The organism is Streptomyces sp. NPDC014861, from assembly GCF_043081625.1.
GTDB lineage: Bacteria > Actinomycetota > Actinomycetes > Streptomycetales > Streptomycetaceae > Streptomyces.
The window spans coordinates 187701-206986 of record NZ_JBIBWV010000005.1 but is presented as its reverse complement, the minus strand read 5'-3'; the positions used below and the strand labels follow the sequence as shown (position 1 = coordinate 206986).

The window sequence follows — 19286 nt, the reverse complement described above, 5'->3', positions numbered from 1 at the left end:
GCAAGGACAAGACGATGACCGCCGAGGAGGTCGTCGGCCGGCTGAGCAGCGGCATGACGATCGGCATCGGCGGCTGGGGCTCCCGGCGCAAGCCGATGGCGCTGGTCCGGGCGCTGCTGCGCTCCGACGTCACGGACCTGATCGTGGTCTCGTACGGCGGACCCGACGTCGGGCTGCTGGCCGCCGCGGGGAAGATCCGCAAACTGGTCGCCGCCTTCGCCACGCTCGACTCCGTCCCGCTGGAGCCGCACTTCGGCGCGGCCCGGCAGAGCGGCGCCCTCCAACTGGTGGAGCTGGACGAGGCGATGATGATGTGGGGGCTGACGGCGGCCGTACACCGGCTGCCCTTCATGCCGATCCGGGCCGGGCTCGCCTCCGACGTCATGACCGTCAACCCGACGCTCAGGACCGTCACTTCGCCGTACGGGGACCGCGAGGAGCTCGTCGCCGTCCCCGCGCTCCGCCTGGACGCCGCCCTGGTCCACCTCAACCGCGCCGACGCGCACGGGAACGGCCAGTACCTGGGCCCCGACCCCTACTTCGACGACCTCTTCTGCGAGGCCGCCGACACGGCGTACGTCTCCTGCGAGCGGATCGTGGACACCTCCGAACTGCTCAAGGACGCCGGACCGCAGACCCTGCTGCTCAAGCGGGCCTTCGTGGACGGCGTCGTCGAGACGCCGAACGGCGCCCACTTCACCTCCTGCGTGCCGGAGTACGACCGGGACGAGGCCTTCCAGCGCCACTACGTCGAGGCGGCCCGCGACCCGGAGAAGTGGCGGGAGTTCACCGCGCGGTTCCTCTCCGGCGACGAGCACGCGTACCAGGCCGCGGTGGCGGCGTTCCACGGGGAGGAAGCATGACCGGCACCGACACCACCAGCACCGCCACCCGCGCCGAGTACTGCGTGGTGGCCTGCGCCGAGGCGTGGCGGCACGCCGGCGAGGTCCTGGCCAGCCCGATGGGTACCGTCCCGACGATCGGCGCCCGGCTCGCCAAGCGCGTCTTCGCCCCCGACCTGCTGCTCACCGACGGCGAGGCGCTGCTCGTCGGCGACGTGCCGGCGCTCGGCGCGGCGCCCGGGATCGTGGAGGGATGGCTGCCCTACCGGCAGCACCTGGCCATGGTCGCCACCGGGCGGCGCCACGTGATGATGGGCGCCAGCCAGCTCGACCGGCACGGCAACCAGAACATCAGCTGCATCGGCGACTGGGAGCGGCCCAGGCGCCAGCTCCTGGGCGTGCGCGGCGCGCCGGTCAACACTCTCAACAACCCGACGAGTTACTGGGTCCCCAAGCACTCGACCCGGGTCTTCGTCGAGCGGGTCGACATGGTCTGCGGCGTCGGCTACGACCGGGCCGCGGCGGCCGGGCCCTCCGCCACCCGCTACCACCGCGTCCCGGAGGTCGTCTCGGACCTGGGCGTCTTCGACTTCGAGACCCCGGACCGCGTGATGCGGCTGCGCTCGCTCCACCCGGGCGTCACCGTCGAGCAGGTGCGCGAGGCGACCGGCTTCGCGCTCGTCGTGCCGGAGGAGGTGCCGTACACCCGGGATCCCACGGCGGAGGAACTGCGGCTGATCCGCGAGGAGATCGACCCCCGGGGACTGCGGGACCGCGAGGTCCGGGCATGAGCGGCGCCACCATCGCCACCCCCCTCACCGCCCTCGTCGGGGTCCGGCACCCGATCGTGCAGACGGGCATGGGGTGGGTCGCGGGACCCCGGCTGGTGTCCGCCGCCGCGAACGCGGGCGCGCTGGGCGTCCTGGCCTCCGCGACCATGGGCGTCGAGCAGCTCCGGTCCGCCGTGCGCGAGGTCAGGGCCCGTACGGACGCGCCCTTCGGCGTCAACCTGCGGGCCGACGCCGGGGACGCGGCCGAACGGGTCCGGATCATCATCGACGAGGGCGTGAAGGTCGCCTCCTTCGCGCTCGCGCCCTCGCGTGAACTGATCGCCCGCCTGAAGGACGCCGGGGTCGTCGTCATCCCCTCGATCGGCGCCCGCCGGCACGCCGAGAAGGTCGCCGCGTGGGGCGCGGACGCGGTCGTCGTGCAGGGCGGCGAGGGCGGCGGCCACACCGGCAGCGTCGCCACCACCGTGCTCCTCCCCCAGGTGGTGGACGCGGTGGACATCCCGGTCGTCGCCGCCGGCGGCTTCCACGACGGGCGCGGCCTGGCCGCCGCCCTCTCCTACGGCGCGGCCGGCATCGCCATGGGCACCCGCTTCCTGCTCACCTCCGACTCGACCGTCCCCGACGCGGTCAAGGACCGTTATCTGGCGGCGGCGGTCGGCGACGTCACCGTCACCACCAAGGTGGACGGGTTGCCCCACCGGATGCTGAGGACCGAGCTGGTCGACGCGCTGGAGCGCTCGGGCCGGGCCTCGGCGCTGCTGCGTGCCGTACGGCACGCGGCGGCCTTCCGGCGCGAGTCCGGCATGAGCTGGCCCCGGATGGTCAGGGACGGCCTCGCGATGAAGCACGGCAGGGAGCTGACCTGGAGCCAGGTCCTGCTCGCGGCCAACACTCCGATGATGCTCAAGGCGTCGATGGTGGACGGCCGCACCGACCTCGGGGTGATGGCCTCGGGCCAGGTCGCGGGCCTGATCGACGACCTCCCCTCGTGCGCGGAGCTCGTCGACCGGATCATGGCCGAGGCGGCGGCGGCGCTGCGCGCGCTGCCCCGCCCGGACTGAACGCCTCCGCACGCACGACGTCCGCCGGGGTGGAAGCCACCCCGGCGGACGCGTGTCCTGCCCCACCCCTGCCCCGACGGCCCCCTCGCACCACCCGGCCCCAGGGGGCCTCCCGGGCATCGGAAAGCCTGCGCCGACCTCCGGCCGGACGGCGACGACGGAACAGGGGACAATCCCGCCCCTACAGCCGCTCGATGATCGTCACGTTCGCCTGCCCACCGCCCTCGCACATCGTCTGGAGGCCGTAGCGGCCTCCGGTGCGCTCCAGTTCGTGGAGGAGGGTGACGGCCAGCTTGGTGCCGGTGGCGCCGAGGGGGTGGCCCAGGGCGATCGCGCCGCCGTTGACGTTCACCTTGTCCGGGTCGGCGCCGGTCTCCTTCAGCCAGGCGAGGACGACCGGCGCGAACGCCTCGTTGATCTCCACGAGGTCGATGTCGTCGAGCGTCATGCCGGCCTTCTTCAGCGCGTACGCCGTCGCCGGGATGGGCGCGGAGAGCATCCGGATCGGGTCCTCGCCGCGCACCGAGAGGTGGTGGATCCGGGCGCGCGGGGTGAGGCCGTGCTCACGCACGGCCCGCTCGCCGGCGAGCAGCATGGCCGAGGCCCCGTCGGAGACCTGGGAGGAGACGGCGGCGGTGATCCGCCCTCCCTCGACGACCGGGTTCAGGCCGGCCATCTTCTCCAGGGAGGTGTCCCGGCGCGGACCCTCGTCGGTGGTGACGTCCCCGAAAGGCACGATCTCGCGCTCGAACCGGCCCTCGTCGATCGCGCGGATCGCCCGCCGGTGCGAGCGGAGCGCGAACTCCTCCATGTCCCGGCGGCTGATGCCCCACTTCTCGGCGATGAGCTCGGCGCCGTGGAACTGGTTGACCGGCTGGCCGCCGTACCGCGCCCGCCAGCCCGCGGAGCCGGCGTACGGGCCCTCGGTGAGGCCGAGCGGGGCCGCGGCCTGCCGGCTGGCGAAGGCGATGGGGACCATCGACATGTTCTGGACGCCGCCGGCGACGACGAGGTCCTGGGTGCCGGACAGGACGCCCTGGGCGGCGAAGTGCAGGGCCTGCTGCGAGGAGCCGCACTGCCGGTCGACGGTCACGCCGGGCACCTCCTCCGGCAGTCCCGCGGCGAGCCAGCAGGTGCGGGCGATGTCGCCGGCCTGCGGTCCGACGGTGTCCAGGCAGCCGAACACGACGTCCTCGACGGCCGCCGGGTCGGCGCCCGAGCGCTCCATCAGCGCCTTCAGGACGTGGGCGCCGAGGTCGGCGGGGTGGACGGCGGAGAGTCCGCCGTTCCGCCGGCCGACCGGGGTGCGGATCGCTTCGACGATGTAGGCCTCGGCCATGGTCACTCCTTGGGGGTACGTGAGGTGCGTCGGGTGTGTCGGGTCCTGCGGGTACGTCAGGGGCCGCGGCCACGTCAGGGGCTGCGGGTGCCGCGGCTCCGTCGGGCGCGTCGGTGTCCGGCTCGGAGCGCGACCCCCTCCAGCACCATCGAGAGGTACTGGCGGGCGATCTCCTCCGGGCTGTGCTGTCCGCCCGGCCGGTACCAGGACGCCGCGACCCAGACGGTGTCGCGGACGAAGCGGTAGGTGAGCCGGACGTCGAGGTCGGTGCGGAAGTCCCCGGAGGCCACTCCGGACTCCAGGGTCCTGAGCCAGGCGCGCTCGAAACGCCGCTGTGCCTCGGCGAGATAGCCGAAGCGGGGCTGGTCCCGCAGCTGCCCGGACTCCTTCTGGTAGATGGCGACGGCGGCGCGGTGCCGGTCGATCTCCCGGAACGACTCGGTGACGAGGGCCTCCAGGGTCTCCCGGGGGCCGAGGCCGGCGGCGAGCACGGCGTCGTACCGGGTCCACAGCTCGTCCAGGAAGCCGGAGAGGATCTCGTCGAGCATCGACTCCTTGGAGTCGAAGTGGTAGTAGAGGCTGCCCGCGAGCAGACCGGCCGCGTCGGCGATCCTGCGGACGGTGGTGGCGTCGTACCCCTGGACGGCGAAGACCTCGGCCGCCACGTCCAGGAGCTCGCGGCGCCGCTCGGGCGCCGGTCTCACGGGTGCTGGCTGCTGACCGAGAGCACCTCGCCGGTGAGGTACGAGGAGTACCCGCTGGCGAGGAAGACGATCACGTTCGCCACCTCCCACGGCTCGGCGTACCGGCCGAAGGCTTCTCGGGAGGTGAGCTCCGCGAGGAGTTCGGGGGTGGTGACCTTCACGAGGTGGGGGTGCATGGCGAGGGACGGCGAGACGGCGTTGACGCGGACCCCGTAGGCGGCGGCCTCCAGCGCGGCGCACCGGGTGAGGGCCATCACGCCGGCCTTGGCGGCGGCGTAGTGGGCCTGGCCCTTCTGCGCGCGCCAGCCGACGACCGAGGCGTTGTTGACGATCACGCCGCCCGCCTCGGCCGCCTTCATGCGCCGGAGCGCGGCGCGGGTGCAGCGGAAGGTGCCGTTGAGGGTGACGTCGAGGACCTTGTCCCACTGGTCGTCGGTCATGTCGACGAGGTCCGCGGTGCCGCCGAGCCCGGCGTTGTTGACGACGATGTCGAGGCGTCCGTGGCGTTCCTCGGCGAGGTCGAGGAGGGCCGCGACCTGGGTCTCGTCGGTGACGTCGCAGGGCAGCGAGGCCACCCGGCCGGCGCCGAACTCGGCGGCGAGCTCCGCCTCCGACTCCTTCAGACGCCGGGCGTGGGCGTCGGAGATCACGACGTCGGCGCCCTCCTCCAGGAGGCGGCGGGCGGTGGCGCCGCCGATGCCGGCTCCGGCGGCGGCGGTGACGACGGCGGTGCGGCCGGCGAGCAGGGCGTGGCCGGGGAGGTAGGGGGGTGGGGTGCCGGTCACGGGCGGTCCTCCTTGGGCAGGCCGAGGACGCGCTCGGCGATGATGTTGCGCTGGATCTCGTTCGAGCCGGCGTAGATCGTGTCGGCGCGGGAGAAGAGGAAGAGGCGCTGCCAGTCGGTGAGGTCGTACGGCTCCCCGGCGGCGAGCATGCCGTCGGCGCCGCAGACGTCCATGGCGAGCTCGCCGAGTTCGCGGTGCCAGGTGGCCCAGAAGATCTTGTTGATGGACGCCTCGGGGCCGGGTGCTCCGGCGGTGACGCCGCTGAGCATCCTGAGGGCGTTGAAGCGGATGGTCTCCAGGCCGGTCCAGGCGCGGGCGATGCGGTCGCGGACGATCGGGTCGGCGGCGGCGCCGTTCCGCCCGGCCAGTTCGATCACCGCCTCCAGTTCGCGCCGGAAGCCGACCTGTTGGCCGAGGGTGGAGACGCCCCGCTCGAAGCCGAGGGTGGCCATGGCGACCTTCCAGCCGTCGCCGGGCGCGCCGACGATGTTGTCCGCGTCGGTTCCGGCCCCGTCGAAGAAGACCTCGTTGAACTCGGAGGTGCCGGTGAGCTGGACGATGGGCCGGATCTCCACCCCGGGGGCGTCCAGGGGGACCAGGAGGTAGGAGAGACCGCGGTGGCGGGCGGAGCCCGGCTCGGTGCGGGCGACGACGAAGCACCAGTCGGCCTCGTGGGCGCCTGAGGTCCACACCTTCTGTCCGGTGACCACCCACCGGTCGCCGTCCCGCTCGGCCCGGGTGCGGACGTTGGCGAGGTCGGAGCCGGCGTCGGGCTCGGAGTAGCCCTGGCACCAGAGTTCGTCGACGGCGACGATCCGGGGCAGGAAGCGGGCGCGCTGGGCCGGGGTGCCGAAGGCGATGAGGGTGGGTCCGACGAGCTGCTCGCCGATGTGGCCGACGCGGGCGGGGGCGTCGGCGAGGGCGTACTCCTCGTGGAAGGCGACCTGTTCCTCCAGGCTCGCGCCCCGGCCTCCGTACTCCTTCGGCCAGCCGACGCAGGTCCATCCGTGGGCGGCCATGTGCCGTTCCCAGGCGAGGCGTTCGGTGTGCGCCTCGTGCTCGCGTCCGGGGCCGCCACGGCCGCGCAGGTCCGCGAACTCGCCGGTGAGGTGGGTCCGCAGCCAGCCGCGGACCTCCCTGCGGAACTCCTCGACGTTGCTCATGGCCGTACGTTAACCTACCAAACACTTGTTAGGGAAGGAGGGCGGATGTCCGCTGCCCGCACCACGTCCGACGAGCCCGTCCGCTACGAACGGCGGGGCCCCGTCGCCGTCGTCACCATGGACCGGCCCCAGTACCGCAACGCCCAGAACTCCGCGATGACCTACGCCCTCGACCGCGCCTTCTACCGCGCGGCGGAGGACGGCGAGGTCAAGGTCGTCGTCCTCGCCGGCGCCGGCGAGCACTTCTCCGCGGGGCACGACATCGGCACCCCGGAGCGCGACGCGCACCTGCCCTTCGAGCGGCGGGCCGGCCTCTGGTGGGACCACTCGGACAAGGAGGGCGCGGAGAGCCGCTTCGCCCGCGAGTCCGAGGTCTACCTGGGCATGTGCCGCCGCTGGCGCGAACTGCCCAAGCCGGTCGTCGCGTCCGTGCAGGGCGCCTGCGTCGCCGGCGGTCTGATGCTCGCCTGGATCTGCGACCTGATCGTCGCCTCCGAGGACGCCTTCTTCGCCGACCCGGTGGTCCGCATGGGCATCCCCGGCGTCGAGTACTTCGCCCACCCCTGGGTGATGCCGCCCCGGATCGCCAAGGAGTTCCTGTACACCGGCGACCGGATGGGCGCCCGCCGCGCCCACGAGGTCGGCATGGTCAACCGGGTCGTCCCCCGCGACGAACTCGAGGCCCGGACGATGGAACTGGCCCTGCGGATCGCCGAGATGCCCCGCATGGGGCTCGCCCTCACCAAGCGCGCCGTCAACCAGGCCGAGGACCTCCAGGGTCTGCACACGGGCATGGACTCCGTCTTCGGACTGCACCACCTCGCGCACGCGCACAACGCCGAGACCGCCCGCGACGCACTGGGCGGCATGGACATCCACGCCATGAAGGCGGCGGGAGCCTGATGGACCTCGACTTCTCCGCGGCCGACGACGCCTTCCGGGCCGAGGCCCGCGCCTGGCTCGCCGCCCACGTGCCCACCACGCCCCTGCCCTCCCTGGAGACCGCCGAGGGCTTCGCCGCCCACCGCGCCTGGGAGGCCGAACTCGCCGCCGACCGCTGGTCGGTGGTCTCCTGGCCCGAGGAGTACGGCGGCCGGGGCTCCTCCGTCCTGCGCTGGCTGGTCTTCGAGGAGGAGTACTACGCCGCCGGCGCGCCCGGCCGCGTCGCCCAGAACGGCGTCAACCTGCTCGCCCCCACCCTCTTCGAGCACGGCACCGACGAGCAGCGCGCCCGCGTCCTGCCGCCCATGGCGTCCGGCGAGGTCGTCTGGGCCCAGGCGTGGTCCGAACCCGAGTCCGGCTCCGACCTCGCGAGCCTGCGCTCCACCGCGGTGCGCACCGACGGCGGCTGGCTGCTCCGCGGCCAGAAGACCTGGTCCTCCCGGGCCGCCTTCGCCGACCGCGCCTTCGGCCTCTTCCGCAGCGATCCGGACGCGGACCGGCCGCACCGGGGGCTGACGTACCTCATGTTCCCGCTCGACGCGGACGGCGTCACCGTACGGCCCGTCGGACGGCTCGACGGCAAGCCCGCCTTCGCCGAACTCTTCCTCGACGACGTGTTCGTCCCCGACGAGGACGTGATCGGCGCGCCCGGCGACGGCTGGCGGGTCGCCATGAGCACGGCCGGCAACGAGCGCGGCCTCACCCTGCGCAGCCCCGGCCGGTTCTCCGCCGCCGCCGACCGGCTCGCCGCCCTGTGGCGCGCGCACGCCGACCCCGCCGACACCGCCGTCCGCGACCGCGTCGCCGACGCCGTCATCGGCGCGAGCGCCTACCGCCTCTTCACCTACGCCAACGCCTCCCGGCTCGCCGCCGGCGGCTCGATCGGCGCCGAGTCCAGCCTCAACAAGGTGTTCTGGTCCGAGCTCGACATCGCGCTCCACGAGACCGCCCTCGACCTCCTCGGACCGTACGGCGAACTCTCCGACGAGGCCGCGGAGGCACCCGCGCACGGCTCCTGGGCCGAGGGGCACACCTTCTCCCTGGCCGGACCCATCTACGCAGGGACCAACGAGATCCAGCGCGACATCATCGCCGAGCGGCTGCTCGGCCTGCCGAAGGGACGCCGGTGATGCGGTTCCTGCTCGACGACGAACAGCGGGAGTTCGCCCGCACCCTGGACGCGCTCCTGTCGGCGGCCGGCACCCCCCGGGCCGCGCGGGCCTGGGCGGCCGGCGACGACGCCCCGGGACGCGCCCTCTGGGCCCGGCTCGCGGACGCCGGAGTGTTCGCGCTGGCCGTGCCCGAGGCGTACGAGGGCCTCGGCCCGCTGCCGGTCGAACTGACCGTGGCCTTCACCGAACTGGGCCGGCACGCCGTCCCCGGACCGCTCGTCGAGACGGTCGCCGCCGCGGCCCTCCTCGACCGGCTCGGCGACAAGGCCGCGGCCTCCGCCTGGCTGCCCCGCGTCGCCGCCGGCCGGGCGCTGGTCTCCCTCCGCGTCCCGGAGTTCACCGGCCCGTTCGCGCTCGACGCGGACCTGGCCGACGCCGTCCTGGTCGCCGAGGACGACACCGTACGGATCGCCGACGCCACCGGCCCCGTCCAGCCCTCGGCCGATCCGGTACGCCGTCTGGCACGGCCCGCCGCCGGCGGCACCGTCCTGGCCCGCGGCCCCGAGGTGGCCGTCGCCACCGCGCACGCCGCCGAGGTCGCCGCCCTCGCGACGGCCGCCCAGTCCCTGGGCCTCGGTCGGGCACTGCTCGACCGGACGGTCGCCCACGTCAAGCAGCGCACCCAGTTCGGCGTGCCCATCGGCTCGTTCCAGGCCGTGAAGCACCGCCTGGCCGACACCCTCCTCGCCCTGGAGTTCGCCCAGCCGCTGCTGCACGCCGCCGCCCTGGCCCTCGCCGCGCACGGGACGGCGCCCCGGGAGGTCGCCGCCGCCAAGGTCACCGCGGGCGAGGCCGCCCACACCGCCGCCCGCACCGCCCTCCAGCTCCACGGCGCCGTCGGCTACACCGAGGAGCTGGACCTCTCCCTGTGGATCCGCAAGGCACGGCCGCTCCGCGACGCCTGGGGCACCCCCGCCTCCTGCCGCGCCCGTGTCCTCACCCCCTGAAACCTCCCCACCGCACCCGGGAGCACCATGTCCGCCGCACCGTCCCCGCACACCCCCGAGAGACAGCACGACCCGGCGCCGCTGCGCCGGGCGGCGCTGTCGAGCCTGCTCGGCACCGTCATCGCGTACCACGGCTTCCTGCCGCACAGCACGATGTCCGGCACCCGCGTCCGCCACACCGGCGCCTCGCTCGGCCACCGGCAGGCCGCCCCGGCCGGCGGCGGCTTCACCCCGCTGCTCGCGGGCGGCCTGCTCGCGGACCGCTCCGGCAGGGACCTGTCCGAGGCGGCCCCGGCGGCGCCCCGCACCACCACCGCATCCGCCGTCGAGAAGGGAGCAGAGGCATGAGGTTCACCGAGGAGCAGGAGGAACTGCGCACGGCGGTGCGACAGTTGCTCCGGCGGCATCCGGGCGGGTCGGCCTGGCGGCCGCTGGTCGAGCAGATCGGGGTGGCGGGGCTCGCCGTCCCCGAGGAGTACGGCGGCGCCGGCTGCGGGGCCGTGGAGGTGCACGTGGTGATGGAGGAGCTGGGGCGGGAGCTGAGCCCCGTCCCGTATCTCGGCTCCGCGGTGCTCGCGGCGCAGGCGCTGCTGGCCGCCGGCTCCGCGCGGGAGTGCGCCGCGCTGCTGCCGGGGCTCGTCTCGGGCCGGGCGACGGCGGCGCTCGCCTGGGCCGAGGGCGGCTCCTGGGATCCGGAGGCGGTGCGGACCGAGGCCCTCGCCTCCCCCGGCGGCTGGCGGCTCACCGGGGTGAAGGAGCACGTGCTCGACGGGGCCGACGCGGCGACGGTGCTGGTGGCCGCCCGGACGGGGGCCGGGGTGTCGCTGTTCGCGGTGGCCAGCGACGGGCCGGGGGTCGTCCGCCGGGGGACGGTGCCGATGGACGAGACCCGGGCGCAGGCGCGGGTGGTGCTCGACGGGGCGGAGGGGCGGCTGGTCGGTGCCGAGGGCGACGGCGGACGGGTGCTGCGGCATGTCCTCGACCTGGCGTGCACGGCGCTGGCCGCGGAGCAGGTCGGCGCGGCGGCGCGGTGCCTCGAACTGACGGTGGCGTACGCCGCGGAGCGGGTGCAGTTCGGGCGACCCATCGGCTCCTTCCAGGCGGTGAAGCACCGGCTCGCGGACGCGTACGTCCGGGTCGAGTCGGCGCGCTCCGCCGCGCTCGGAGCCGCCTTCGCCGCCGCGGACGGCACGCGCGGACCGGAGTTGACCCGGCTCGCCGCCACCGCCAAGTCGGTCTGCTCGGAGGCGTTCGCCGAGGTGGCCGGGGAGACGATCCAGCTGCACGGCGGGATCGGCATCACCTGGGAGCACGACGCGCACCGCTACCTCAAGCGGGCGCACGGCTCCGCCCGGCTCTTCGGCCCGCCCCACTGGCACCGCTCCCGCCTGGCCACCGCGCTCGGCCTGCCGGACCCGGTGCCCGCCCCCGTCCGCGACTCCGTCAGCCGTTGATGGAGAAGAAGAGGGTGTCGTGGTGGTACCAGTCCAGGCCGCGCGCCTTGGTGGACTCCCACTCGTCGTGCTCGAACTCCAGCTTCTCGATGAGGAGATCGAGGTCGTGGACGAAGTCGGGGTCGATCTTCTCCCGCACGGCGCGGTAGGCGTCGGCGGCCGGCTTGGCCCGGTCGAGCGGCAGCATCCCGATGTCGGGGCCGTCGACGGCGTACGGCACGTGGAAGGGGATCTCGTCCGGCGGGCCGGAGAAGAGAAATCCGTGCGGGAGCAGGTCGGCGGGGACGCCGTGCTGCTTCAACTGCTCGTCGAGCAGGCTGAAGAAGGTGCTCGGCTTGGAGTAGACGCCAAGGTCGTAGGGGTCGGAGCCGCAGAGGTCGATGATGTGCTGGAGCGCCCGGGCGTAGGCCTTGCCCGCGTACGTCCCCGGCGCGTCGGCGCGGCCCTCGATCAGGTGCTCCAGGGCCTCCGGAATCGTCAGGTCCCAGTCGAGGCCCTGATGGTCCAGATCGCGCTGGCTGGCCTCGCACCGCTCGCGGATCATGGGGAGCACACGCCGCTGCTCGTCGGTGAGGCGCTGCGCCGCACCGAGGTAGGCGACGGCCTCGGAGCGGTCGCCGCTGGTGTACGAAATGATTCGGCTCATGATCGACATGCTGGCACGCGGCACTGACAACGCCCCCCTCGGCCGGTGCCGAGGGGGGCGTCGTCGCGGGTGACGCGGGGTCAGCCGGCGAGCAGCAGCAGGGTGTCGATGACGCGGTTCGAGAAGCCCCACTCGTTGTCGTACCAGGCGACGACCTTGACGTGGCGACCGTCGACCCGGGTGAGGGCCGCGTCGAAGATGGACGAGTGCGGGTTGCCGGTGATGTCGGAGGAGACGAGCTCGTCCTCCGAGTACTCCAGGACACCGGCGAGCTTGCCCTCGGCGGCCTTGCGGTAGGCGTCGAGGATCTCCTCGCGGGTGACCTCGCGGGTGACCGTGGTGTTCAGCTCGACGATGGAGCCGACCGGGACGGGCACGCGGATCGAGTCGCCGGCGAGCTTGCCGTCGAGCTGCGGCAGGACCAGGCCGATGGCCTTGGCGGCACCGGTGCTGGTCGGGACGATGTTGACGGCGGCGTTGCGGGCGCGGCGGGCGTCGCGGTGCGGGCCGTCCTGGAGGTTCTGCTCCTGGGTGTAGGCGTGCACGGTCGTCATGAAGCCGTGCTCGATGCCGGCCAGCTCGTCGAGGACGGCGGCCAGCGGGGCGAGCGCGTTGGTGGTGCAGGAGGCGTTCGAGACGATCGTGTGCAGCTCGGCGTCGTACTTGTCGCTGTTCACGCCGTAGGCGAGCGTCACGTCGGCACCGTCCGAGGGCGCGCTGACCAGGACCTTCTTGGCGCCGGCGTCCAGGTGGAGGCGGGCGTCCTTGGCGCTGGTGAAGCGGCCGGTGGCCTCCAGGACGATCTCGACGCCCAGCTCGGCCCAGGGGAGGTTGGCCGGCTCGCGCTCGGCGAGGACCTTGATGCGGTGGCCGTCCACGACGAGGGTGTCGCCCTCGACGGAGACCGGGCGGCCGAGGCGGCCCGAGGTGGAGTCGAAGGCGAGGAGACGGGCCAGCGCCTTCGGCTCGGTGAGGTCGTTGACGGCGACGACCTCCAGCGTGGTGTCGCGCTCCAGCAGGGCGCGGAGCACGTTGCGGCCGATGCGACCGAAACCGTTGATGGCGATGCGAGTCATGATGCGGTGTCCCTTCCGTTTCTTCGTGACCCAGCCTCGCTCGCCGCGCCCCGGCGCGGCAGGGGCGAGATCGCCATGGTCCGAAAGGATCGTGCCAAGAACCTGGCGGGGCGGCCCGCGGGTCCTCCGGAAGGGGTCAGTCGCCCCGGGTGAAGGTGCGGCGGTAGTCGCTCGGGGTGGTGCCGAGGATCCGCTGGAAGTGCATCCGCAGGTTGGCGCCGGTGCCGAGTCCGGTGTCGGCGGCGATCTGCTCGACCCCGCGCTCGGAGCGTTCGAGGAGTTCGCGGGCGCGGTCGACGCGGGCCCGGAGCAGCCACTGCATGGGCGTGTAGCCGGTCTCCTCGACGAAGCGGCGGGAGAAGGTGCGCGGCGAGACGGCGGCGTGGCGGGCGAGGACGTCGAGGGTGAGGGGCTCGTCGAGGTGGTGCAGGACCCATTCGCGGGTGGCGGCGAAGCGCTCGCCGTGGGGTTCGGGGACGCTGCGGGGCACGTACTGGGCCTGGCCGCCGCTGCGGTAGGGGGCGGCGACGAGCCTGCGGGCGGCGTGGTTGGCGGCGCCGACGCCGAGGTCGCCGCGGAGGATGTGGAGGCAGAGGTCGAGGCCGGAGGCGGCGCCCGCGGAGGTGAGGACGCTCCCCTCGTCGACGAAGAGGACGTTCTCGTCGACGTGGACGAGGGGGCGTTTCTCGGCGAGGGCCCGGGCGTAGTGCCAGTGAGTGGTGGCGCGCCGGCCGTCGAGGAGGCCGGTGGCGGCGAGGGCGAAGGCTCCGGTGGAGATCGCGGCGAGCCGCGCCCCGCGCGCGTGGGCGGCGATCAGGGCCTCGACCACGGCCGGGGGCGGGTCCTCGCGGTCGGGGAAGCGGTAGCCGGGGACGAAGACGATGTCGGCCCAGGCGAGGGCGTCGAGGCCGTGGGCGACGTTGTAGGAGAGGCCGTCGCCGCCGGTCACCAGGCCGGGGGTGGCACCGCAGACGCGGACTTCGTAGGGCATGCTCGCGCGGGTCGTGAACACCTGGGCGGGGATGCCGACGTCGAGGGGTTTGGCGCCTTCGAGGACGAGGACGGCGACGCGGTACAGACGGGTGGGGGGCACGTCACGAGCCTACGTGGCGCCGGTGGCCGGGCCGACGGGCCCGGCCACGCGCGCGCGTGGGGCGGGTCAGCCGTGCGGGAGGATGACGGCGCGGCCGTCGACCCGGCCGGCGTGCAGCCGCTCGTACGCCTCGGGCGCCTCGTCCAGCGAGTAGGTCTCGGTGTGGACGTCGACGGCGCCCGCGCGGGCCAGGTCGAGGACCTCGATGAGTTCGGCGCGGGTGCCCCAGTACGGGGAGGCGACGCTCACCTCGTACGGGAGGGCGCCGAAGCCGACGGGGAGGGTGCCGCCGCCGAGGCCGACGATGGTGACGTCCCCCTCCACCGCGGCCATGGCGCCGGCGGCGGCGGTGGTGGGCGGGGCGCCGACGAAGTCGAGGACGACCTCGGCGCCGCGCCCACCGGTCAGGGCACGGACGGTGCCGGCGGCGGAGGCGTCGGAGAGGACGGTGTCGTGGGCGCCGACGGTCCGGGCGAGGGCGAGCTTCTCCTCGGAGACGTCGAGGGCGACGACCCGGGCGGCGGTCAGGGCGCGGAGCAGCTGGACGGCGACGTGGCCGAGGCCGCCGGTGCCGATGACGACGGCGGTGGAGCCGGGGACGAGCTTCGGCAGGGAGCGCTTGACGGCGTGGTACGGGGTGAGGCCGGCGTCGGTCAGCGGGACCGCCTGGACCGGGTCGAGGCCGCCGAGCGGCACGAGGTGACGCGGGCTGTCGACGATCATGTACTCGGCGATGGCCCCTGGGGCGCCGAGGCCGGGCGGGTGGATGCCGAGCTCGGCGGCGCGCAGACAGTAGTTCTCCTTGCCCTGGGCGCACATGAAGCAGTTTCCGCAGCCCCAGGGGCCGTAGACGGCGACGGAGTCGCCCTCGGTGACGCCGGTGACGCCGTCGCCGAGGGCGGCGACGGTGCCGACGCCTTCGTGGCCGAGAGTGAGGGGCAGCGGGAAGGGGAGCTGTTCGGCGGGCCAGCTCATGACGGCGATGTCGGAGTGGCAGACGCCGGCGGCGGTGACCTTGAGGAGGACCTGCCCGGGGCCTGGTTCCGGGTCGGGGACGGTGACGACTTCGGGGGCGGCACCCACGGTGCGGTACTGCAGTGCCTTCATGGCGCTTTCCTTTCCGGCGTCGCTGGGGCGCCTCGGCCGCGGGGCGGGCACGGGGCGGGCGGGCACGCCTTCTCCAGGGTGCGTCCGGGGCACCGCACACGCATGGCGGTTCCCGCCGGGCGGACATAGATGCAACATACACCCACCAGGCCGGGGCGGGGGTCCGCCCGCGCCGGGGCGGGGCCCTGCCCCGACCCGCGCCCTCTCAGGCGCGCAGCGTGTACCAGGGCCGGTCGGCACGCTCCGCCGGGGTCCCGTCGAGGATCCGCGCGGTGCGGGCCGCCGGATCGAGGAGGACGGTCGCGAGGCTCGCCCACCGCCGCCCGAGCGGCGCCCCGGGGTCCGGCAGGCAGGTGACCGGCGGCTCGCCGGGGCCGGTGACGAGCAGCCGCAGCAGTGCGTCGTGGTCCGCCGCGGCCGCCCGTCCGAGGCGGTCGCGCAGGAAGTCGTACCGCTCACCCGAGTCGGGCTGGTAGAGCCACGTCTTCTCGCCGCGCGCGGGCCCCGGGCTGAGGAAGTGGTTGGTCCGCAGATGGGTGCCGTCGGCCACCGGCGGCACCTCGAAGACCCCCTCGGGGCTCAGGTCGAGCAGCACGGCCCGCTCCCGGTCGAAGAGGAGGAAGGACCCGGAGGAGGCGAGCGGCGCGGACCGGACCAGCTCGACCGCGTGGGCGACGTCGCCGGCCTCCTCCAGCACGAGGGCGGCGAGGACGTGCATGGGCAGGCCGCCGACGCGGTCGTCGCGGTGGCCGAGGATGTTGAAGTGGAGGGCCAGTCCGGCGCTGTTGACGCCGATCTTGGCGAGGATGCCGTACTCGGTCAGGCCGACGTACCGATGGGCCCCGCCGCCGGAGTCGACGGTGTGCCAGGAGCCGCCGAGCTCGACGTGCCAGTCCCAGGTCTGGACTCCGAGATGGGTGGCGCCGCCGCCGGGCGCGGCGACCCGGCGCACGACGGTGGAGCACTCGCCGGGCGGGACGGCGCGGCTCCGGGCCAGGATCTCGGTACGGGTGTTGAGCGCGGCGACCCGCCACGGTTCGACGCCGGCGCCTTCCGCGATCCCCTCGATCTGCTCGCGCAGGGCGGGCCGGAAGCCGCCGATGACGTCGAGGGCCCGCTGGGCGTCGCCCCTGACGGCCTCCCCCGTGATCCGCGCGAGCGCGAACAGCCGGTCGTAGACGTCGAGCGCGGCCCGCAGCCCCTCGCCGAGGCGGGCACCCCGCGCCCGTCCCCGCACGCGCGGATCGACGGCGTCGACGGCCACATGGAGGCGGTGGTCGGGGCGGGGGAAGGCGGAGAGCGACATGCGGCGGACTCCCAGGACGGGGATCAGGACGAAAGCACTATTGGCCGTGCGACCAATAACGCGTCCCATCCAACAGCGCGAGGCGCTGGACCGTCAAGCGCTCCAGGGCTCCGCCCCGCTGCGCAGCCGTCAGGCGCCAGCCGCCCCCACCCCGCCGCGCGGCTCCGGAGGGCCGCGCGGCTCCGGACGGCCCGTCAGCGGCCCCTGGCACCGGGGCTGTCAGTGGGGGAAGGGAGACTCGGACCATGCTCACCGGGATCGACGCCATCGACTGGACCGCCCTCCAGCACGCCTACGGGGACGCCTCCGACGTGCCGGAGATGCTGCGCGGGCTGCTCTCCGCCGACGCGGACGAGCGGGAGGGCGCCCTGGACGCCCTCTACGGGACGGTGCACCACCAGGGGGACGTGCACGACAGCACCGTGGCCTGTCTCCCCTTCCTCTTCGAGATCGCCACCACCCCGGGCCCCGCGGGGCGCGGCCACGTGGTGGAGCTGCTGCGGAGCATCCACGGCGACGAGCGCGACCCGGAGGAGCTGGACTTCTGGTCGGACGACGAGGAGGAGTACGAGGAGTGGTGCCGGCTCCTCGCGCGGGCCGAGGCGGACGTCTGCTCCCGCGCCGGAAGCCTGCTGCCCCTCCTCGCCGACGCCGACCCGGGGGTGCGGCGGGCCGTGCCCGGGGCGCTGGCGCAGCTCCTCCCGGACCCGGAGGCCGTACGGGACGCGCTGGTCGCCCGACTGCCGGCCGAGCCCGACGAGGCCGTGCTCCGCGCGGTGGCCGCCGCCCTCGGTGACCTGGCCGTCCGCGAGACCGGCCTCGCCGCTTCGGTCGCGGACGCCCTGGAGACGCTGGTCGGCCGGCCCGGCGGAGGGCTCCCCCTCGCCGCGCTCACCGCCCTCGCGCGCTGCGCCCCGGACCGCCTCCCCGCACCGGACGTCACCACGCGGCTCGCGGCGGAGGAGGTGCGGACGGCCGTGTCCGGGGCGCCGGCCCCGGAGCCGCCACCCTCGGAACCGGAGCCCTCGGACACGCTGACCGGGTATCTGCGCCGGCTGCGCGCCCGGCACACCGCGGGCGCCCGGGCTCCCTGGGCGACCGAGCTCCTCGGTGAGCTGCACGCCGCCCTGGGCGACCGCGTCGAGGCCCGCTTCGCCCTCGTCACCGACCAGCTGGGCGGCGCCGAGCGGGAGCAGCGCCGCGCGGCGGTCGACATGGCGGGCGCCCTGCTCACCGGCTGGCGGGGCCCGCACGAGGAGCCCGTACGGCTCCTGGGCGAGTTGGCGCTGCGGTCCGATCCGGCCCTGGCGCGGGAGGCGGCGGGCGAGCTGCGACGACTCGCCGTCGTCGGGGCTCCGGCGGCCGAGGCGCTGGCCGAGCGCGTGGCGCGCGGGCCGGGGCTGCCGCCGCAGGCGCGCTGGCACGAGACGAGTTACGGGGCGGCGCTCGGCGCGCTGGCGGCGCAGGGCGACCGGCGGGCCGTACCGGGCCTCGCCGAGGTCCTGCGGTACGGGCACGTGCCGGAGGAGCTGCCCGTGTGGCTGGAGCGGATGGGGCCCGGGACGGCGGCCCTGCTGGGCCCCGCCCTGACGGCACGGCTCGGGTCGATGGTCGGCGCCGGGCGGAGCTCGTTCGCGGAGGCGCTGCTGGGCGCGGCGGCGGTGGCCGCCCCCGAGGCGGCGGCCGAGGCCGCGCTGGGGTATTTGCGGCTCGACGGCCAGGCGCGGATCCGCTCGCGGGGGCCGGCCCTCCGGGTCCTGGCCCGCCTCGGCGTCGGGGCGGCGGCGGCCCTCCCCCTTCTGCTGCGCCTGGCCGACGGGGCGGGGGAGGCCGGGGACGCCGAGACGGCGGCCGCGCTGTGGGCGGCGGGCGGCTCCGGGGTGACCGGGCGCGTGCTGGAGCTGCTGGCGGCGGGGCTCCGCTCCGAGCGGTGGCAGGACCGCCACGAGGCCCTGTGTGCGGTGGCGCGCGTGGGGCCGGCCGCGGCCCCTCTGCTGCCGGCGCTGCGCGGGCTCGCCTCCCGGCCGGAGGAGCAGGACGGGTACCTGGCCGGTGCGGTGGCGCGGGCGCTGTGGCATGTGGGCGGCGACCCGGAGGAGACGCTCCCGGCGAGCCTCCACGGCTGGGAGCGGCTGCGGAGCAACCGCCCGGAGATTGCGGAGGTCTGGGCCGGGATGGGCGGGGACGCCGCCCCCGCCCTCCCTCTGCTGCGCGCCGAGCTGGCCTCGCCCCGGCGGCATGACAACGAGGGCGGTTCCCGGGGCCGCGTGCGCTACCGGGTCGAGGACGACGAGCGGCTCCTCGGGCACGCCCGCGCGGTCCGCGCCGCCTGCCGGGACTGAGTGCCTGCCGGTCCCGGGGCGGGCCGCGTCCCGGGGTTCAGGCCGCGCAGGACGGGCAGCGGCCGCGGTAGGTGACGTCGACCTTGGAGACGGTGAAGCCGTAGCGCTCGGAGTCGGGGAGGACGGCGAGCGGGTCGCCGGTGGGCCGGACGTCGCGGATGGTCCCGCAGTCCGTGCAGACCAGGTGCTGGTGGGGATGGTGGGCGTTGGGGTCGTATCGCTTCGCCCGGCCGTCGGTGGAGAGTTCGACCACCTCTCCGAGGGTGACCAGTTCGCCCAGGGTGTTGTAGACGGTCGCGCGGGCGATCTCGGGCAGTCGCTCCACGGCGCGCGCGTGCACCTCGTCGGCGGTGAGGTGCACGTGCTCACCGGCGAGGACCTCCGCGACGACACGCCGCTGCGACGTCATCCGCCAGCCGCGGGCGCGCAGCCGCTCCAGCAGGTCACTCATATGGGCCTACCTGTTCCTTCTCGGCGAGGGCCGCGCGCGGAGTCTCACTGTCCCCCGGCCCGGCT

At 74.8% G+C, this 19286-nt stretch carries 19 protein-coding genes; 9 read left to right on the top strand and 10 right to left on the bottom strand.

Annotated features, from left to right (window positions below; translation table 11 throughout):
* Window positions 1-14: 14 nt before the first annotated feature.
* Genes ACF1BN_RS12960 through ACF1BN_RS12950 form a run of 3 tightly spaced genes read left to right on the top strand, consistent with a single transcriptional unit; the run spans window position 15 to window position 2694 of the window.
* Window positions 15-863: a CoA transferase subunit A gene (locus tag ACF1BN_RS12960; protein ID WP_392331909.1), complete on the top strand. Its 849-nt coding sequence runs from the start codon at window positions 15-17 to the stop codon at window positions 861-863.
* Window positions 860-1633 (top strand): CoA-transferase subunit beta, encoded by a 774-nt coding sequence (locus tag ACF1BN_RS12955; RefSeq protein ID WP_392331646.1) that lies wholly within the window; start codon window positions 860-862, stop codon window positions 1631-1633. Before ACF1BN_RS12960 ends, ACF1BN_RS12955 begins: the two co-directional genes overlap by 4 nt.
* Window positions 1630-2694, top strand: a complete 1065-nt coding sequence (locus ACF1BN_RS12950) for an NAD(P)H-dependent flavin oxidoreductase (RefSeq protein ID WP_392331645.1) — start codon at window positions 1630-1632, stop codon at window positions 2692-2694. Before ACF1BN_RS12955 ends, ACF1BN_RS12950 begins: the two co-directional genes overlap by 4 nt.
* A 181-nt stretch (window positions 2695-2875) precedes the next feature.
* On the opposite strand, the gene ACF1BN_RS12945 is transcribed toward ACF1BN_RS12950, so the two are convergent.
* From ACF1BN_RS12945 to ACF1BN_RS12930, 4 genes are all read right to left on the bottom strand, one after another.
* Window positions 2876-4033, bottom strand: a complete 1158-nt coding sequence (locus ACF1BN_RS12945; RefSeq protein ID WP_392331644.1) for an acetyl-CoA C-acetyltransferase — start codon at window positions 4031-4033, stop codon at window positions 2876-2878.
* Between the two features lie 74 nt (window positions 4034-4107).
* Complete coding sequence (locus ACF1BN_RS12940; RefSeq protein ID WP_392331643.1) at window positions 4108-4737, bottom strand: TetR/AcrR family transcriptional regulator; 630 nt, start codon at window positions 4735-4737, stop codon at window positions 4108-4110.
* Entirely contained in the window at window positions 4734-5522 is a 789-nt protein-coding gene (locus ACF1BN_RS12935) for an SDR family oxidoreductase (protein WP_392331642.1), read from the bottom strand. The genes ACF1BN_RS12940 and ACF1BN_RS12935 overlap by 4 nt, the downstream gene beginning before the upstream one ends.
* Entirely contained in the window at window positions 5519-6685 is a 1167-nt protein-coding gene (locus tag ACF1BN_RS12930) for an acyl-CoA dehydrogenase family protein (protein ID WP_392331641.1), read from the bottom strand. Before ACF1BN_RS12930 ends, ACF1BN_RS12935 begins: the two co-directional genes overlap by 4 nt.
* Before the next feature lie 45 nt (window positions 6686-6730).
* Here ACF1BN_RS12930 and ACF1BN_RS12925 point away from each other — a divergent pair, with 45 nt between their 5' ends.
* From ACF1BN_RS12925 to ACF1BN_RS12905, 5 genes are read left to right on the top strand one after another with little or no spacing between them, the layout of a single operon-like run.
* Window positions 6731-7588: an enoyl-CoA hydratase gene (locus ACF1BN_RS12925; RefSeq protein WP_392331640.1), complete on the top strand. Its 858-nt coding sequence runs from the start codon at window positions 6731-6733 to the stop codon at window positions 7586-7588.
* Complete coding sequence (locus ACF1BN_RS12920) at window positions 7588-8757, top strand: acyl-CoA dehydrogenase family protein (RefSeq protein WP_392331639.1); 1170 nt, start codon at window positions 7588-7590, stop codon at window positions 8755-8757. Before ACF1BN_RS12925 ends, ACF1BN_RS12920 begins: the two co-directional genes overlap by 1 nt.
* Window positions 8757-9746, top strand: a complete 990-nt coding sequence (locus ACF1BN_RS12915; RefSeq protein WP_392331638.1) for an acyl-CoA dehydrogenase family protein — start codon at window positions 8757-8759, stop codon at window positions 9744-9746. Before ACF1BN_RS12920 ends, ACF1BN_RS12915 begins: the two co-directional genes overlap by 1 nt.
* 27 nt (window positions 9747-9773) lie before the next feature.
* Complete coding sequence (locus ACF1BN_RS12910) at window positions 9774-10094, top strand: hypothetical protein (RefSeq protein ID WP_392331637.1); 321 nt, start codon at window positions 9774-9776, stop codon at window positions 10092-10094.
* Window positions 10091-11200, top strand: coding sequence for an acyl-CoA dehydrogenase family protein (locus ACF1BN_RS12905; RefSeq protein ID WP_392331636.1), 1110 nt, complete (start codon window positions 10091-10093; stop codon window positions 11198-11200). The genes ACF1BN_RS12910 and ACF1BN_RS12905 overlap by 4 nt, the downstream gene beginning before the upstream one ends.
* On the opposite strand, the gene ACF1BN_RS12900 is transcribed toward ACF1BN_RS12905, so the two are convergent.
* From ACF1BN_RS12900 to ACF1BN_RS12880, 5 genes are all read right to left on the bottom strand, one after another.
* On the bottom strand, window positions 11190-11846 hold the full coding sequence (locus ACF1BN_RS12900) for a hypothetical protein (RefSeq protein WP_392331635.1): 657 nt from the start codon (window positions 11844-11846) through the stop codon (window positions 11190-11192). The genes ACF1BN_RS12905 and ACF1BN_RS12900 overlap by 11 nt on opposite strands.
* Window positions 11847-11926: 80 nt before the next feature.
* Window positions 11927-12922, bottom strand: coding sequence for a type I glyceraldehyde-3-phosphate dehydrogenase (gap, locus tag ACF1BN_RS12895; protein ID WP_392331634.1), 996 nt, complete (start codon window positions 12920-12922; stop codon window positions 11927-11929).
* Window positions 12923-13058: 136 nt separating this feature from the next.
* A complete protein-coding gene (locus ACF1BN_RS12890; RefSeq protein WP_392331633.1) occupies window positions 13059-14015 on the bottom strand; it encodes a GlxA family transcriptional regulator in 957 nt (318 codons plus the stop codon).
* Window positions 14016-14081: 66 nt separating this feature from the next.
* Complete coding sequence (locus ACF1BN_RS12885; RefSeq protein ID WP_392331632.1) at window positions 14082-15122, bottom strand: NAD(P)-dependent alcohol dehydrogenase; 1041 nt, start codon at window positions 15120-15122, stop codon at window positions 14082-14084.
* A gap of 205 nt (window positions 15123-15327) precedes the next feature.
* On the bottom strand, window positions 15328-16428 hold the full coding sequence (locus tag ACF1BN_RS12880; RefSeq protein ID WP_392331631.1) for a C45 family autoproteolytic acyltransferase/hydolase: 1101 nt from the start codon (window positions 16426-16428) through the stop codon (window positions 15328-15330).
* Window positions 16429-16673: 245 nt separating this feature from the next.
* Between ACF1BN_RS12880 and ACF1BN_RS12875 the strand changes: the two genes are divergently transcribed.
* A complete protein-coding gene (locus ACF1BN_RS12875) occupies window positions 16674-18770 on the top strand; it encodes a hypothetical protein (RefSeq protein WP_392331630.1) in 2097 nt (698 codons plus the stop codon).
* A 37-nt stretch (window positions 18771-18807) separates the two neighbouring features.
* Here the strand turns inward: ACF1BN_RS12875 and ACF1BN_RS12870 are convergent, their stop codons facing one another.
* Window positions 18808-19221 (bottom strand): Fur family transcriptional regulator, encoded by a 414-nt coding sequence (locus ACF1BN_RS12870; RefSeq protein WP_392331629.1) that lies wholly within the window; start codon window positions 19219-19221, stop codon window positions 18808-18810.
* Between the last annotated feature and the right edge of the window lie 65 nt (window positions 19222-19286).